Annotated in this window: 15 protein-coding genes and 1 tRNA gene; 11 read left to right on the forward strand and 5 right to left on the reverse strand. The window is 39.4% G+C overall.

All coding sequences use genetic code 11. The features are described 5' to 3' along the window. The 3 genes from NCWK1_RS15150 to NCWK1_RS15160 form a co-directional block, all read left to right on the forward strand. The coding region (locus NCWK1_RS15150; RefSeq protein WP_103125276.1) for a class I SAM-dependent methyltransferase at positions 1-739 on the forward strand (739 nt) is incomplete at its 5' end. Next, positions 736-1,464, forward strand: a complete 729-nt coding sequence (locus NCWK1_RS15155) for an HAD family hydrolase (protein ID WP_103125277.1) — start codon at positions 736-738, stop codon at positions 1,462-1,464. The genes NCWK1_RS15150 and NCWK1_RS15155, both read left to right, overlap by 4 nt. A 70-nt stretch (positions 1,465-1,534) precedes the next feature. Next, positions 1,535-1,607, forward strand: a tRNA-Ala gene (locus NCWK1_RS15160). 1,244 nt (positions 1,608-2,851) lie between these two features. Here the strand turns inward: NCWK1_RS15160 and cas12k are convergent. Then, positions 2,852-4,876, reverse strand: a complete 2,025-nt coding sequence (gene cas12k / locus NCWK1_RS15165; RefSeq protein WP_340641204.1) for a type V CRISPR-associated protein Cas12k — start codon at positions 4,874-4,876, stop codon at positions 2,852-2,854. A 226-nt stretch (positions 4,877-5,102) separates the two neighbouring features. Here cas12k and NCWK1_RS15170 point away from each other — a divergent pair, with 226 nt between their 5' ends. From NCWK1_RS15170 to NCWK1_RS15200, 7 genes are all read left to right on the forward strand, one after another. Next, entirely contained in the window at positions 5,103-5,267 is a 165-nt protein-coding gene (locus NCWK1_RS15170; protein ID WP_103125279.1) for a ribbon-helix-helix domain-containing protein, read from the forward strand. Positions 5,268-5,463: 196 nt separating this feature from the next. After that, positions 5,464-7,869, forward strand: a complete 2,406-nt coding sequence (locus NCWK1_RS15175) for a type I restriction-modification system subunit M (protein WP_103125280.1) — start codon at positions 5,464-5,466, stop codon at positions 7,867-7,869. Continuing rightward, positions 7,866-9,152, forward strand: coding sequence for a restriction endonuclease subunit S (locus tag NCWK1_RS15180; RefSeq protein ID WP_103125281.1), 1,287 nt, complete (start codon positions 7,866-7,868; stop codon positions 9,150-9,152). Before NCWK1_RS15175 ends, NCWK1_RS15180 begins: the two co-directional genes overlap by 4 nt. Positions 9,153-9,217: 65 nt before the next feature. After that, a complete protein-coding gene (locus NCWK1_RS15185; RefSeq protein ID WP_103125282.1) occupies positions 9,218-9,454 on the forward strand; it encodes a prevent-host-death family protein in 237 nt (78 codons plus the stop codon). Next, positions 9,451-9,840 (forward strand): type II toxin-antitoxin system VapC family toxin, encoded by a 390-nt coding sequence (locus NCWK1_RS15190; protein WP_103125307.1) that lies wholly within the window; start codon positions 9,451-9,453, stop codon positions 9,838-9,840. Before NCWK1_RS15185 ends, NCWK1_RS15190 begins: the two co-directional genes overlap by 4 nt. Before the next feature lie 103 nt (positions 9,841-9,943). Beyond that, entirely contained in the window at positions 9,944-12,994 is a 3,051-nt protein-coding gene (locus tag NCWK1_RS15195; RefSeq protein ID WP_103125283.1) for a type I restriction endonuclease subunit R, read from the forward strand. 1 nt (position 12,995) lies between these two features. Continuing rightward, positions 12,996-13,700: a M48 family metallopeptidase gene (locus NCWK1_RS15200; protein ID WP_103125284.1), complete on the forward strand. Its 705-nt coding sequence runs from the start codon at positions 12,996-12,998 to the stop codon at positions 13,698-13,700. A 116-nt stretch (positions 13,701-13,816) separates the two neighbouring features. Here NCWK1_RS15200 and NCWK1_RS15205 read toward each other — a convergent pair whose 3' ends face one another. From NCWK1_RS15205 to NCWK1_RS29600, 3 genes are all read right to left on the reverse strand, one after another. Further along, positions 13,817-14,623, reverse strand: coding sequence for a DUF6615 family protein (locus NCWK1_RS15205; protein WP_103125285.1), 807 nt, complete (start codon positions 14,621-14,623; stop codon positions 13,817-13,819). 393 nt (positions 14,624-15,016) lie between these two features. Further along, positions 15,017-15,274, reverse strand: coding sequence for a hypothetical protein (locus NCWK1_RS15210; RefSeq protein ID WP_103125286.1), 258 nt, complete (start codon positions 15,272-15,274; stop codon positions 15,017-15,019). Positions 15,275-15,320: 46 nt separating this feature from the next. Beyond that, positions 15,321-15,470: a hypothetical protein gene (locus NCWK1_RS29600; protein ID WP_187308155.1), complete on the reverse strand. Its 150-nt coding sequence runs from the start codon at positions 15,468-15,470 to the stop codon at positions 15,321-15,323. Between NCWK1_RS29600 and NCWK1_RS15215 the strand changes: the two genes are divergently transcribed. Continuing rightward, complete coding sequence (locus NCWK1_RS15215; protein ID WP_103125287.1) at positions 15,471-15,773, forward strand: hypothetical protein; 303 nt, start codon at positions 15,471-15,473, stop codon at positions 15,771-15,773. 222 nt (positions 15,774-15,995) lie between these two features. Here NCWK1_RS15215 and NCWK1_RS15220 read toward each other — a convergent pair whose 3' ends face one another. Next, positions 15,996-16,754 carry an integrase catalytic domain-containing protein gene (locus tag NCWK1_RS15220; protein WP_103125288.1) on the reverse strand — a complete coding sequence of 253 codons (759 nt, stop codon included), beginning with the start codon at positions 16,752-16,754 and terminating at the stop codon, positions 15,996-15,998. Between the last annotated feature and the right edge of the window lie 287 nt (positions 16,755-17,041).

Raw genomic sequence — 17,041 nt, forward strand, 5'->3', positions numbered from 1 at the left:
CACTTTAGGGAGCTTGTCGCCCCTTGAAGCGGCGGTGAGTTATGACCCAATTACGGAATACGCTCTACCACCCAATGAAGCTTGGGTACGTCAAGCATTGATTGATGCGATAAAAGTCCAACCAAGACGCATACTTGACTTAGGTTGTGGTACGGGTTCCACAACTTTGATGTTAAAGCAAACTTTCCCCCAAGCCGAAGTTATTGGCTTAGACTTGTCGCCCTATATGCTAGTAAGAGCAGAAGATAAAGCGAGAATTGCAAATTTAAATATTATCTGGCGACATGGAAACGCCGCGCAAACAAGCTTCTCTGATGCTTCCTTTGATTTAGTCACAGCGTCTCTGCTATTTCACGAAACACCCAGTGCAGTTACTCAAGCAATTTTGCAAGAGAGCTTTCGCTTATTAGCAGCTGGTGGACAGGTTTTAATTTTAGATGGCAATCAAAAAACCCTGCGCCAGTTAGATTGGCTCAATGATATCTTTGAGGAACCTTATATTCGTGAGTACGCTGCTGATAGTGTAGACGCGCGTATGGGTGCTGCGGGGTTTAAAGAAGTACGCACCGAAGATGTTTGGGGGATACATCAAGTAAGTAGTGGGATAAAACCAACTTTGATTACAGGTTCAGCTATGCAAGCCACAGTCCGCCAGTATAGTGAAGGATCAATAGACAGCACAATAGATAATAATGATTTGGAGGGTTTAGGATCTCCAGCTTTTGGCATAACAGCATGAGTTTAAAAGCAATTCTGTTTGATTTTAATGGTGTCATCATTAACGATGAGCATATCCACCTACAACTAATAGATGAGATTCTCATTCAAGAAAATCTCCAACCCCAAAAACTGCAAGAACGTCAGACTTGTTTGGGAAGAAGCGATCGCGCTTGTTTTCAAGAACTGCTGGCAAATCGCGGTAGAGTATTAACAGAAGAGTCTCTCAATCAACTACTGAGCCGCAAAGCTGAAGCATACTTGCTGGAACTGGAAAAATTAGAAAAACTGCCCATATATCCAGGTGTAGAAGATTTAATATATCAGGTGCGTTCGCAAAATATCAATTTAGGCTTAGTCAGTGGCGCACTCAGCAAAGAAATAGAATTTGTACTTCATCGCACCAAACTGACAGAATACTTTAAAGTTATTGTCGCAGGTGACGATATCACCACTAGTAAACCCAACCCAGAGGGTTATCTCTTAGCAGTCGAACGCTTTAACCAAAAATATCCCGAATTAAATCTGCAACCGCAAGAATGTTTAGCAATTGAAGATACCTTCGCAGGTATCCAAGCAGCCAAACAATCACAGATGAAGGTTATAGGTGTAGCAAATACCTACCCTTTCCACATGCTTCAGCGCTGTTGTAACTGGACTGTAGACTATCTGACTGACTTAGAACTCGAACGAGTCCAAAATGTGTTTTCTGGCAAAGAACCGCAGCCAAGCGTAAGTGAGTGTTAAGATATCCTTTGGTAGTAGAGCGTTGATTGAATTGCTAGTAATTTGATTAACTCAGCAACAACCATTTTAAGGGGAATTAGCTCAGTTGGTAGAGCGCTGCGATCGCACCGCAGAGGTCAGGGATTCGAGTTCCCTATTCTCCATTTGTACATTAAATTATTATTGTCAGTTTTAAAGGATTCTTGTCCAACTTGACCAATGTAATGGACATAAATTACCTATTTTCCTTACTTTCAGCGATCAATCCAGTTTTAAAGAATTTTTGTCCAGAGTTGAAACCAGTTTTAAAGAATTTTTGTCCAAAATCAGACTATACAAATTAGTAAGATATAAGGACTTTAACCTTAAGTGTTACAGCAAGCCCAATGCTCTATAATTGCAAATTATTAGTTGCCTTTGTGTAACTTTTTCATTCAAAAATAGAACTGAATTTTTATAAAACTGCTGCGTTACGTTGTGCGATCGCAGCGCTCCTTTCATAACCACCCTAATACATAATTATACGATATCCACAAGTAAAACTTAGCTCATGCAAAATAAGTATGGAAACTTAAATATTTTGAATAAACCCACCGCCTACCGTGAGGGTTTTTGAAACGGCATGTTCAAGATATTGCAACTGAGCAGAAGTTGCTTTCAACCCACAGCCTACCGTGAGGGTTGTTGAAACTTGATGCCCTAAATTTAGACACTGTGATATCACTTTCAACCCACCGCCTACCGTGAGGGTTGTTGAAACCCTGATTTGTCAAATGCTTATCCTCACTGTTTTTCATAGGCGATTTTGGCAAGTCTACTTAAAAGCATATTTTTTATCGCCGATAAATAAACTTTGATTCGCCTTCAAAATTCTAAAATTCAGTCAAGATAAGGGTTGTAGTAATTTGGCAGAGCCTGAGGTATTTTGCCCCTGCTTTGACTTGCCAAAAATAAAAATTAGGGGGTGGTAGTTCAGTAGCCACCATGACGGTATACCCGTACCCTTACTCTGTTATAAAGTAAGAGATAGAAGTTCCTCGTAAAACCAAAATCAATGATTTTAGTAATACAGGCCGCTCTGGCACCTAACACCAAGCTGAAAGAGTCTGATGTCAAGAGCTAAGGTTCTGGGCTGTTTGGCACCCTAACACCTTATACTTCCCATGCGTCTCGGTGCGAGTCCTTTCTCATCTAACAGCAGCATTTGCTTACCCAAACAACTAATGCTAACAAACACTTAGATGAACGCACAGGTAGAGTTGGCAGCTACTAGGGCCAGAAAGAATACGCCTTTGCAAGCGTTAAACTAACCCATTCTGACAGTATTTATATAAAGGGGTAATACTGTCGCATCATCATTAGATGGCACCGATTTATTTTTAAATAATACAATCTTTCGATAGAAATTTTATCTATCAATAGTATTAATCCTACATTGATATGCAGACAATGCTAAATCTCTGGCTTGTTCTTGCAGAGTGTCATAAGATGGCTGTATACCAAATTCAATACTAATCTTCAACTCGCCAGCTTTTGACTTTATAGATTCTTGGAGTCTGCTATAGCTCCAATTGTGTATCTGGCGATTATATTCTTTAACATATAATTTTTGGGCATTGACATCACCTGGAAATTTGGTTTCTGCTTTTGCTTGAATTACGCTAGTGCGAATTTCTGTTGCGTCTTTTAATCTAGGCAGTATAATGCAACTTGCTTTATAAGTCTTAGCAACTTCTACTATTCTCTTAGCTAATAACTTATCAACGTATTCGCCTAATTGCGATTCGCCTATATTACAAGGAGAATCTTTTTTTTGAGCTTTTTCTCTCTCCTTACGAAAATGCACTTGTTGTCTACGTCTACGGCTTAACAAACGAAAAGAATTACCTAGTAACTCTTTGACAGTTTTACAGACAAGTATTTTTTTTGTATTTACATCAACTACAGCAAGTGTTGCCAATTCAGTCGGATGGAAACTCACGCCAACAATTATGTTACAATGACCTCGATAAGTGGGTTCACTAGGACGAGCGAATGAATTTTTAAGTCGAGACAGCGAAGATTTATTTTTATTTAGCTTTTTTTGTTCATTACTATCGAGATTTTCATGAGTTTCTGCTTTAGTAATTTCTTTTTGAGCCTTATCAGTCTTTTCTTGTCTTACTTCCTCAGTACCTTCTGCTGTGCATAAACGAGCATCATAGGTGCAATGTAGGGCTAATTTATTAACTTTCCAAGGTTCACCCTTTCCTTCACCTTGTTGCCATAACAACTGTGCAGAACGTAGTGTAACCAAGCTACCAGAAAGCTTTTCTTCTCCTTTCTCACTTGCTTTAAAAGCTTTGTAGTCTTCTAAAAAGCGTTCAAAAAAATGAAGTTGGCGTTTATTACAACAAATTTGAAAGTGATATTTAGCCCAACCATTGAAATAAACAAAAATATTTCCTTTTTTATCTTTACCCCAACTTAAATCGCTAGATCCATAATCTATTGGGTAAGGTATTTTTGATATTTTCCTCAAAAAAGTAGCTACCCATTCTGCAAATTCTTCATCATCTTTAGGTATTTGATTGATTAGATTGTTAAATGCTTGACTAGATTTTGTTCCTGTTATATCTCGACCCTTAGGTAATTTGCTATTCTTTAGCTGTTCTTCTAAACGTTTAATCTCTACTTGTTTTTGAATGCGACGTTTTTCTAATTGTGTTATGTCTTCCTCTATGTCACTAACTTTATTATTATTTTTTATCAAGTAACTGACTGCACATCGCGTTAAAATATCTTGTGCTTCTCTATGAATTTTATATAAAATATCAGTTAATGTATTTGGAGAGCTTTCGTCTTCATTTTCTTTGTATGCTTGATTTTTACTTTGTTTTATTTCTTTATTATCATTATTACTTTTTTTTCGTAATGACTTTTTTTGCTTAACATTCTGATTATTAGTAACTTGTTCCGAGAATTTTTCTGGATTGTTCAGAATTTCTTGCGCTTTTTCTCGTATAGTCTGTAAATTACATTGACTTTCTTGTACAAGTTCAGCATCACTTTTAAGTATATTGTTGAGAAAGTATTCTTTACCTTCTTTCTGCTTTTTTCTTTGTTGATATAGCTTCAGCCATGAGGAGTAGACTTCTTTTACTAAAGAGTCTGCTGATGAGCAAAGACGGCCTGACTGTTCTTGAAAATCAGAATCATCTGTTAGAGGTTTACGTAATTCTGTAATTTCTTTTTTAGTTATTGTTCCATTCTCTTTATTAGCTTCAAATTCTGGTTGCTCACTTACAAGTTTCAATAGTTGAACAATCAGGGGAGTATTTTTTTGGGTCATTTCTTCCCAAACTTTACGAAGTATATCCTCGCTAGCGTATAAATAGCATCTAATAGTTCTATAGATTGCAGACATAGATTTTCGATTACTCTTGCGGCTCATAGTGGGAAACTTTCCGTAAAACAAATAATTTCTTATTGCCCTTTGCCAGATAACGATCGACACTTCTTGGCGTGATCGCTATATACAAATCTCGTGACTGTCGTAACTTGTTCAACAATGTTTTCAATCTACCATAAAAACATTGCGACACATTGTTAAACATTATTTAGCTGTGTGACAAAGTTGTAAGGGTATGATGGACTGGCGATAAATCCTTTTAGAGTTGATGAGTCAGAGCGATCGCGTACAAACTTCGATATATTTCCCCAAAGATATCCATGAGGCTTTGGTCAGATGGGCGCAGGAAGAAGACCGTCCCATCAGTAATCTTGTTGTGCGGATTGTGAGTAAGGCGGTTGAGGAGCGAGAGAAGCAGAATCCCCCGCAATAATATGTAGCTATCGCAGATAAGACAATTTGCGAATTCCTGGTATACGATATATCCTCAGCCACTACATGAGCTAAGTTCTTGTGCGTGGTATGTTATTGGTTCTTTGCACGATGTTAAAACTTCAAGGCAAAGTGTCAGACGGGCTTGAAAACGTCTGGCAAAGTTGATCGAGGAGGTCTTTTAAAGGCTACACAAAATGGCAATTAAGAAAAGTGAACTTTATAGTTCGTTATGGAAAAGCTGTGATGAATTGCGGGGTGGTATGGATGCCTCGCAGTATAAGGATTATGTACTGGTATTATTATTTGTTAAATATGTATCTGATAAATACGCTGGTGTCGCAGATGCGCTGATTGAAGTGCCTGAAGGTGGAGGCTTTCAGGATATTGTTGCCCTGAAAGGACAGAAAGATATCGGGGATGGCATCAACACAATTATCGCCAAGTTAGCCGAAGCCAATGATTTAAAGGGTGTTATTGATGTCGCAGATTTCAATGATGCTGACAAGCTGGGCAAGGGTAAGGAAATGCAAGATAGGCTTTCCAACTTGGTGGCGATTTTTGAAACCCCTGCTTTGAATTTTAGTAAGAACCGTGCTGATGGCGATGATATTTTAGGCGATGCCTATGAGTACCTGATGCGGAACTTTGCGACGCAATCGGGTAAAAGTAAGGGACAATTTTATACTCCGGCGGAAGTCTCTCGTGTCATCTCTCAAGTTATTGGGGTTAATTCAGCCCGAAGCCAGAGTCAGACGATTTATGACCCGACTTGTGGCAGTGGTTCTCTGTTGTTAAAGTCGGCGGATGAAGCGGAACAGGGCTTAACTATCTACGGGCAGGAAATGGACAACGCTACCCGCGCTTTGGCTCGGATGAACATGATCCTGCATGGACACCCTACTGCTGAGATTTGGCAGGATAATACTTTATCAAGTCCTTATTTCAAAGATGCGGATGGTAGCCTGAAAACTTTTGATTTTGCTGTGGCTAATCCTCCCTTTTCCTCAAAAGCTTGGAGTAATGGACTTAATCCAGCTAAGGATGAGTTTCAACGGTTTGATAACTATGGTATCCCTCCGGCTAAAAATGGGGACTATGCTTTTTTGCTGCACATGGTGCGCTCCCTAAAAAGTAATGGCAAAGGGGCGATTATTCTGCCGCATGGGGTGCTGTTTCGGGGGAATGCGGAGGCAGAAATTCGGAAAAATCTGATTAGTAAGGGCATTATCAAGGGGATTATTGGGCTACCGCCGAACCTGTTTTATGGTACGGGGATTCCTGCCTGCATTATTGTGTTAGACAAGGAAGATGCCGAGAATCGCCAAGGTATTTTTATGATTGATGCCAGCAAGGGGTTTGTTAAAGACGGCAATAAAAACCGCCTGCGGGAGCAGGACATTCATAAAATAGTTGATGTCTTCAACAAACAGCTTGAAGTGGCGAAGTATTCGCGGATGGTGCCAGTTCAGGAAATTGAGGGGAATGAGTACAACCTGAATATCCCGCGTTATATCGACAGTCAGGAAGAGGAAGATATACAGGATATTGAGGCGCATCTGTTGGGGGGGATACCTAAGCGAGATATTGAAGCTTTGAGCGATTACTGGCAGGTTTACCCGACGCTGCAACAGGAATTATTTGAGGCTGCGGATCGCCCAGGATACCTGATGCTTAAAATTCCAGGATCAGAAGTCAAAGCTTGTATTTTTGCTCATCCTGAATTTATCAGCTATGGGAAAGACATCCAAGCGGTTTTTGAGACGTGGCAAGAGAAACATACGCCTTTGCTGAAAGCCATCCAGCCGGGAGATAAGCCCAAGGCGATTATTCACGCGCTTTCGGAAGACTTGCTGCAAGGGTTTACGGGTAAAAGTCTGATTGATAAATATGATGTTTACCAGCACCTAATGACCTATTGGGTGGAAAGTATGAAGGACGATGTTTATATTTTGGTTGAGGATGGCTGGAAGGCAGAACTGAAAGCGGTGACGAATAAGAAAGGTGTAGTAACAGATTATATCTGCGAACTGATTCCCAAGGAGTTGATGATTAACCGCTATTTTCAAGCAGAACAGGCAGCGATCGCAGAATTGGAAACGAAAAAAGATGAAATTGTTCGCCAGCAGGAGGAACTGCAAGAAGAACATGGCGGTGAGGAGGGTTTGCTGGAAGAAGTCACCAATGACAGTGGCAAAATTACCAAAGCGAATGTAAACGATCGTATCAAGGCAATCAAGAATGATGCCACGTTTGCAGATGAGTTAAAGGTGTTAAAGGCTTATTTAAAGCTGATTGAGCAAGAGGCGGAAATTAGTAAACAAATTAAAGTATTGACTCAATTTTTGGATAATTATGTGTTGACAAAATACGGTGATCTAACCGAGGACGAGATAAAAACGCTGGTGGTCGATGATAAGTGGATGCCGACGTTACGACAGGCGATCGCTTCAGAGATGGATCGGATTTCGCAACGGTTGACGCAGCGAATTAAGGAGTTGGCGGAACGGTATGATACGCCTTTGCCGCAGTTGACAAGTAAGGTTGAGGAGTTGACGGCTAAGGTTGAGGGGCATTTGAAGAGAATGGGGTTGGTGTGGTGAAAAAAAGTCAGAATCACGGATTAGAGGGATTACAGGATGACAAGGAAGGGCTAGAGGGGTATAAAAAAACTGATGTAGGTGTAATTCCTGATGATTGGGAAGTTGTAAAACTATCTGCGGTTAGTTGGAAAATCCAAGATGGAACTCATTTTTCACCAAAGGTTTCTAATGGTTCATATCGATATATAACTTCAAAAAATATTAAAGTAGGATATATAGACTTAAAAGAATGCGCTTGGATTTCCGAAGAAGAACATAATAAAATCTACGCTAGATGTGATGTTAAATACAATGATGTTTTGTTGACTAAAGACGGAGTTAATACTGGCAATGCAGCTATAAATTATTTAAATGAACCATTTAGCTTATTGTCCAGTGTCGCCTTTATTCGACCTATTAATAATATCCTTAATGCAAGATTCCTACTTGACTATATTTTGTCCCCAAGTGGGCATCAGAGACTTATAGATATGATGACAGGGTTGGCTATTACAAGGCTGACTCTGAATAAAATAAAAGACTTTAAAATTCCCCTGCCCCCGCTTGCCGAACAAAAAGCGATCGCCCAATCCCTCAGTGATGTTGATGCCCTGATTACAGAGTGCGATCGCATCATCACCAAAAAGCGCAACACCAAGCAAGGCACAATGCAGCAACTCCTCACGGGCAAAAAACGCCTGCCCGGTTTTAGTGGTGAGTGGGAGGTGAAGAATTTAGGGGAAATTGGAGACTGTATTATAGGACTGACTTATAAGCCAGAAAATGTCAAAGAAAATGGTTTATTGGTTTTAAGGTCTTCAAATATTGGAGACAACCAATTGAAGTTTGATGATAATGTCTTCGTTGATGTTGCAGTTCCAGAGAAGCTCATTACGAAACAAGGAGATATATTAATTTGTGTTCGTAACGGTAGCAGACAGCTTATCGGGAAAAATGCAATTATTGATAAAGATTCTGAAGGGTTCACCTTTGGAGCTTTCATGTCCGTTTATAGAACAAAATTTTATAAGTATGTTTTCCATGCGTTTCAATCAAATTCCATAAAAAGACAAATTCATGAGAATATAGGCGCAACAATTAATCAGATAACTAACAAGAATTTAAATTCTTTCCAAATATTGCTTCCTCCTTTAGAAGAACAACAAGCGATCGCCCAAATCCTCAGCGACATGGACGCAGAAATCGAAGGCTTAGAACAAAAGCGCGATAAATACAAAGCTATAAAACAGGGCATGATGCAAGAACTTCTCATCGGAAAAACGAGACTAATTAGCAGTTCTTGATCAACATTAGAGTTTTCAACCGCCAATCTCTAGAATAGAAGCAAGAACAAGAGCTAAACCTTACTATGGAACACATTGCTACTAGCGAACTACCTGAAACCCTACAACAAATATTTGCAGAAATACAACGCAATAAAACACCCGTAACCGTCATGGGTGACGGGGAACCCTTAGTCATTATCTATCCCGCCACCCCTCAACCCCAGCGCCCAGCATTTGGAGCAATGAAGGGTAGCGGTGAAATATTGGGAGACGTAATTGCTCCAGTAATCCCTGCTACCACATGGGAAGCACTCCAGTGAAGCTGTTACTTGATACCCACATCTGGCTTTGGTATTTACTTGGTAACGAACGCCTATCTCCTCAACTTCAAACCACTATTGCAGCAGCAACAACCGAACTTTGGCTCAGTCCAATAAGTATCTGGGAAACGCTACTCTTAGCAGAAAAAGGACGAATATCTTTACAGCCTAATCCAGTTGCATGGGTCGATTTAGCCTTAAATACCCTAGAAATTCATGAAGCTCCACTTAACCGCCACATCGCTATTTTAAGCCGTCAGATTCAGCTACCACACCAAGACCCAGGCGATCGCTTTATTGTCGCTACAGCAGTTCACCACCAGTTGACCTTAACCACAGTCGATACCAATCTTACAGGTACTTCCTGGTTACAAACATTAAGCTAGACAGAAAATTCACAGATGACACAAATAGAGATGACATAGTTTGATTAACAGTGTCATATTTAAAGCTGAGTAAATCCGTGATTATCACAGTTAGAGGGTTGCTATGAGCCAGGTCGGACAACGCGAACGCCTAACCCAAAACCGCATTGTGCAACTATTTCAGCAACAATTAAAATATCGCTATCTGGGTGATTGGCACGACCGACCTAACAACAGCAACATCGAAACGGAAATCCTCAGCACCTTCCTCCGCGACAAACAAGGCTACAGCAACAGCCTCATCACCAAAGCCTTGTATGAACTCAACAAAGTCGCAGGCGATCAAAGCAAAAGCCTTTATGACATCAACAAACAAGTTTATAGCCTCCTGCGCTATGGGGTTAATGTCAAAGAAGAAGTTGGCGAGAACACCCAAACCGTTTGGCTGATCAATTGGGAAGAACCCCTAGAAAATGATTTTGCGATCGCAGAGGAAGTCACCATTAAAGGCGAAAATACCAAACGTCCAGATATCGTACTTTATGTTAATGGTATTGCTCTGGGTGTACTCGAACTTAAACGCAGCACTGTTTCCGTCTCTGAAGGCATCCGCCAAAACCTCGATAACCAAAAATCCATATTTATTAAATCCTTCTTCACCACCATGCAGTTTGTCATGGCAGGTAACGACACCGAAGGACTCCGCTACGCCACCATTGAAACTCCAGAAAAATACTTTCTTACCTGGAAAGAAGATACTAACACTGACATCGCCAACCCTTTAGATAAACACCTGCTGCAACTCTGCACCAAAAAACGCTTTTTAGAGCTAATTCACGACTTTATTGTTTTTGACCGAGGTATTAAAAAAGTCTGTCGCCACAATCAGTATTTTGGAGTTAATGCTGCCCAATCTTACCTTCGTCGCCGGGAAGGGGGTATTATCTGGCACACTCAAGGCAGTGGCAAAAGCCTGACAATGGTTTGGCTAACTAAATGGATTCGGGAAAACATCACTGATGCTCGTGTCTTGATAATTACCGATCGAGATGAACTAGACAAGCAAATTGAGAATGTCTTTAAAGGAGTCAACGAAGCCATTTACCGCACCACAAGCGGGAAAGACCTGATTAACAAACTCAACAACACTACCCCCTGGTTACTCTGCTCCCTAATCCACAAATTTGGTAAGAAAGACAAACCAGACGACGCAGACTATAACAGCTACATCGAAGAACTTAAGCGCAGCTTGCCCAGCGATTTCAGAGCGAAAGGCGATACTTATGTATTTGTGGATGAATGTCACCGCACCCAATCAGGCACGCTGCACGACGCGATGAAAGAAATCCTACCAAATGCTGTATTCATAGGCTTTACTGGCACACCCCTACTCAAAAAAGACAAACAAAACAGCATCAACGTTTTTGGTGAGTACATTCACACTTACACTTTCAAAACAGCCGTAATTGATAAAGTCGTCCTTGATTTGCGCTACGAAGCTCGCAATGTTGACCAAAATATCACCTCACAAACCAAAATTGACCAGTGGTTTGAAGCCAAAACCAGAGGCTTAACAGAACACGCCAAAACCCAACTCAAAAAACGCTGGGGAAATCTGCAAAAAGTTCTCAGTTCAAAATCTCGGCTAGAAATAATTGTCAGCGATATTCTGCTAGATTTTGAAACTAAAGACCGCTTGCAAAGTGGTCATGGTAACGCCATGCTCGTCTCTGGTAGCATTTACCAAGCTTGTAAATATTACGATCTATTCCAAGATGCTGGTTTTACCAAATGTGCCATTGTCACCTCCTACAAACCTTCCCCCAAAGACATCAAAGGCGAAAGTACAGGAGAAGAGGAACTGACGGAAAAATTACGCCAGTACGAAATTTATCAAAAAATGCTTAACGGTAAAGCACCAGAAGTATTTGAAGACGAAGTTAAAAAGAAATTTGTCGAAGAACCAGCCCAAATGAAGCTGCTAATTGTAGTCGATAAGTTGCTGACAGGATTCGATGCACCTTCTGCTACTTATCTCTACATCGACAAAACCATGCGCGACCACGGACTATTTCAAGCCATTTGTCGGGTTAACCGCTTGGATGGTGAAGATAAAGAATATGGCTACATCATCGACTACAAAGACCTATTTAAAAGCCTAGAAAAATCAATTAACGATTACACCAGCGAAGCATTTGAAGACTACGAACCAGACGACATCGATGGATTATTAAGTGACAGAATCGCCAAAGGCAGAGAACGCCTAGAAAACGTGAGAGAAAGCATCAAAGCCCTATGCGAACCTGTAGAGCGACCCCATGATACCCATGCCTATATTCGCTATTTCTGCGGTGCCGATACTGAAAACCCAGATATCATCAAAGAAAATCAACAACAGCGCATTGCCCTTTATAAATACACTTCAGCTTTAGTTCGAGCCTATGCTAATCTATCCAATGACATGGCAGAAGCCGGATACAGCATGGCAGAAACCGAAGTTATTAAACAAGAAGTTAAGCATTACGAACAAGTACGCGCAGAAGTAAAGTTAGCCAGTGGCGATTACATCGACTTGAAAGCCTACGAACCCGCCATGCGTCACTTGATTGATACCTACATCGGTGCAGAAGATAGCGAAGTAATTTCAGCCTTCGACGACATGACACTAATTCAGTTGATTGTCGAACGCGGTGCAAATGCAGTTGACGCATTACCCAAAGGCATCAAACAAAACCAAAAAGCTGTAGCAGAAACCATCGAAAACAACTTACGCAAAGTCATTATCGATCAACAACCAACCAACCCGAAATATTTTGATAAAATGTCCACACTGCTGGATGAGTTAATCCAAGCCCGGAAAGCAGCCAGCCAAGACTATAAAGCCTATTTGCAGAAAATTGTTGAGTTAAGTAAACAAGTTGTTCAACCTAGCAACTCATTGCAGTATCCTCAATCATTGAACTCTGCTGCTAAAAGGGCTTTATACGACAACCTTAATCAAGACGAAGTATTAGCTCTAGCAATAGATGAAGCGATTCGCAAAACCAAAAAAGATGGTTGGCGAGGAAGCATAATCAAAGAACGCGAAGTAAAAAATGTCATTAAACAACATCTAAATTTGCCAGAAGATGTAGAACGCATTTTTGAAATAGTCAAAAGCCAAAGCGAGTATTAAAATGCACCAAATAACAGTCGGTGAACTCGTCATAGACGTTGCCAGAAAAGACATTAAAAACCTACACTTGGCAGTATATCCCCCTGATGGTCGAGTACGTATCGCCACACCCTTACACCTTGATGACGAAGCTGTGCGTTTATTCGCCATCTCCAAATTAGCCTGGATTAAAAAGCATCAAGCTAATTTTGAAACACAAGAACGCCAGTCACCAAGAGAATTTGTATCTGGTGAAAGCCATTACTTCCAAGGTAAACGCTATTTACTAAATGTCATCTATTACCAGGGAACTCCCAAAGTAGAAATTAGAAATACTACATATATTGACCTTTATGTCAAGCCAGGAAGTAATGAAGCGCAACGCCAACAAGTTATGATGTCCTGGTATCGACAGCAGTTAAAACAAGATACTCCCTCATTAATTGCCAAATGGCAACAGAACATGGGAGTTCAGGTTGAGGACTGGGGGATAAAACTGATGAAAACCAAATGGGGTACTTGCAACATTCAAGCCAAACGCATCTGGCTCAACCTGGAACTAGCCAAAAAAGACAAGCATTGCCTAGAGTACGTTGTAGTTCACGAAATGGTACATCTGTTAGAACGTCATCATGGCGATCGTTTCGTGGCTTTGATGAATAAATTTATGCCCAATTGGAAATTTTATAAGGATGAGTTGAACCGCTCCCCCCTCGGAAGTTATTAAGTTCGATTGCTTTAAGTACACTGCCAGTCAGATACAGTTTACAAACAACTGTGAGAATACAGCAACAAATACAGCAATAAGATAGATTGCTCGAATATCTTTTTTTACCCATAATTTCATCCCTGATTTGACCAATAAGGTAACTCCGCCACTAGTATACGTGCAGGTCGATAAGGAACTTCATTGCTGTAGAAATTTGAATCCCATTCCTGAAAATAGCCTGTTTCAAGACTTTGTTGAATATTGAGTGGAAGAGATTCAAATAATTGTGCCTCTGCATAATCTTCAAATCCAGTAGGAAATCGCCTTGCTCCAGCGTAAACTGATAGAATCATTGGACACGCAACCAAGCATCGGAATGGAAGAGTTGAAACGTGAGAATGAATAGAATCAAAATTGCGGTATCCTCTAGTATTTATAGCTTTAAGAACTGTGGATAAAGTAGCTATTGAACAACCAAGCTGAGTTACATCTACAGGAAGATTGCAATGCCAATGTTTGCTGGTTTTAATAGATTTCACATAGTTATAAAAACAGTATCTTGCCAGAGCTTTATTAGCATAAGAATAGGATTGCAAAATTTCTAGTTGTAATTTTCCATTAACTGTATGTCCTAATTCGTCATATCTTTGAGATGATAAATCAATTTTTTTAGCTTGAACAGCATAGCGCAGCCAACCTACATTATTAGCTCCAATCCACCACTCCCAATCAGTACCTTGTAAATGCTCAAGATGTTGTGGTGTTTTTAAGACATGAAGGAATGGACATTGTGCAATTTTGAGGTCTAATAGGATAATATCTGTGATTGTTGTCTCATTTTGCGAAATCTCTAATTGTGAACTAGCTTTAAGTCGTTTCCATGTGTCACTGGCAGCTTTTTCAAAAATGCTAGGAAGATGTTTAATAGAAGTTTGATTCATAATTTGTCGAGCTTAGGGCGATCGCATCTCTTATATTACCCAAAATTACCTATTGGCTTTCCCTATGCAGAAAACTTAGTTAACTTCCAGTTATTACTACTGGCATAGATAGCCTTAAATCTACGTGTGATAATCGCACTTCAGTTTTTTTTAATCTACTGTCACTACATTAGAATCACAGAAGAATAGCTATATCAGCTTAGATACAAGGAGCTATTCATTTGAGTGCGATCGCAACCGCAATTATTTGGTTACTACTTATATATACTTGTAATAACAATTTATTTCTCTAACAAAACCAAACCCGTCATGTGTCTGACGGGTCTTTTGGAATCCTGGGTGCAGAATTAATAATTTCGTCTATCCATTGCCTGAGAGAATCATTTTCATCTCTCAGGCTGCGGTTTTTCCCAAGAGTTCGTTTTGAATTATTGCAACTTGTTGCTTTAGGTTCTCTAAGTCCCTGTGCATTGTGCTTAAATCCAGTGCTTCGTGACGTTCTTCTGCAAGGTAAGAACGAATCCATCCCATAATTAATTCCGAAGCGGTTTTCCCTTCAGATTGAACTTTATTCATAAAAGCTTCTTTTGTCTCATCGTCCATTCTGACGATGATTTGATTGTTCAGCTTTGTTGTCTGACGCTTTGCCATGTTAATTGTCGCTGCAAACCCTAAATCTGTAATAACTCTATTTACCTCAATTTTGCAGGGTTTGAAAAATTTTGTAGTAACAGTCTTGTTTTAGTAGTAACAGGTCACTACAATATAGTAACAAAGCAAAGGCGATCGCCCAGTCGCCAAACCATGCGATCGCCTTTTGTAAAACCCCATCAGTGAGGTTATTCACATGATTATACAAGATGCATTTGACGACCAAACTTTGACAAAATCAGAGTTTGACGAATATATTGACCAGTTAACAAACCCAGCACCACCAGAAATAGAAATTGATTCTGTAACCGATGATTTTGGAGAACTTTATCGAGTTTGGCATGCCTCGCAACTGCTAGGCACTTTTTATCAAAATCTTGATGGTAGATGGGTGGCACAGCCTTGTAATAGAGATGAAAGACCTTGTTACAATACTCCTTTGCAAGCGCAGTTGATCATCATAGCTGTTAATGGCTTGCTAGTGGCAGATGCAGCGTAAAACCAGACAGAACTTTTAATCATCATCAATTAGAGAAGGAAAAGACGTGAAAAACACGTCTTTTTGTCTTCTATTATGTATAAGATATATTTCCTATTTTTTTAATAAATAAGATTTTTATAAATGAAATAAATTAAGCGTTGCTATTTTTAGGTATGATTTTAAACATCAAATTGTATTCCAAAGTAAAACTACACTATTCCTTAGCAACGCTTTTACTCGCTAATTATTGATGTAGATATTCAGGTCTTCCTCATTAACTATGTTTGGTGAAGCAAGTAGTCCTGTTTCCCATCGTTGAAACCTTGTTTGATTTTGTATGAAATTATCTACTTTCTGGTTATAATTATTAACAATGTAGTTAACCAGCAGTAAATGTAGTTCCTGTAAGGTCAAGTAACTTTTATTCTCTCCTTTGATATGGGTTCCTGCGCTGTATGATACACAATATTCCGGTAAATTAGATAAAAGCTCACTATTAATTGCCAATATACTACGTTCTTCCGTTGCACTATTCATAGCAGAAAAACTATTAATCCACTCAAAATCTAGTTTTTTAGCTATCTGTTTTAAGTATTTAGTCTTAAAATGTTTGCTACTATCAGTAACAATGAATTTAGGTACTCCAAATGTTTGCCATTGGTAATGCAGTGCATATTCTTTCCCATACTGCTTTGGGAAAATAGCATGACGTAATGCCAGAGCAACTACTTGACAATTTGGTGCATCAAAGCTTAAATGTATACCCATTATGCACCGAGAATAAACATCTGTAATTTTGGTCAAGTAAGGACGTGCAAAAAGCTTAGTATTATGGGCAGCCAGCATAATGTTTAACTGAAAATGGTCACACTGCCAAACATAGTTGCTATACAGCGAATCTAAAGTTTCTCTATGAGATGCTTGCAAATTTTGCCCTTGCCATCCATCTCCTATATTCTCCTGAGTTCCCTCTCTATTTCTGTTAGAATCAAAAAACATGGCTTCTTCCTTGTTTAAGTATAAGTTTATACTTTATTAATGACAAGATTGTGAACAAGTTAATTGAGATATTGCAAGAGTATTGTTGCTTTTGATTGTTGTAAATACAGAAGTGATCTAATTAAGTAAATAACTATAGATTTATAAAAATAATACTAGATAAATATAGCTAGATAAGTTGAATATATAAAAATTAAAAATTTTATTGTTGAATAATGTTAGTTGCTTTTTTGAAAAAATTGAATGATTTGGAGATTATCTATCCCTCTTCTGTCACTTTCCGTAGA

Origin of the sequence: Nostoc cycadae WK-1, assembly GCF_002897135.1 — a bacterium.
GTDB lineage: Bacteria > Cyanobacteriota > Cyanobacteriia > Cyanobacteriales > Nostocaceae > Nostoc_B.